We start from the raw sequence: 249 nt of genomic DNA, 5'->3' as shown, positions 1-249 counted from the left end.
CAACTACACTCGCGCTCGCGGCGATCGGGCAGACCATCGTCGTGCTGTCGGGCGGATTCGATCTGTCGGCCTCGGCGGTCGTGTCGCTCGCGAACGTACTTGCCGTGCGCTTCGTGCAAGGATCGCCCGTCGAACAATGGGGCGGCGCCGCGCTGATTCTGGCGATCGGCGGCGGCATCGGCCTCGTCAACGGCGCGCTGATCGCATGGTTTCGCTTGCAATCGATCGTCGTCACGCTCGCGACGATGT

General features: G+C 65.9%; 1 protein-coding gene. It reads left to right on the top strand.

The genetic code is table 11. The features are described from left to right. The coding region (locus NCT32_RS19375; RefSeq protein WP_409241536.1) for an ABC transporter permease subunit at positions 1 to 249 on the top strand (249 nt) is incomplete at both ends.

Origin of the sequence: Caballeronia sp. INML2, assembly GCF_023631365.1 — a bacterium.
GTDB classification, from domain to species: Bacteria; Pseudomonadota; Gammaproteobacteria; order Burkholderiales; family Burkholderiaceae; genus Caballeronia; species Caballeronia turbans.
Note: the sequence above shows the minus strand (reverse complement) of the source record. Positions and strands in the feature narration are given on the sequence as shown.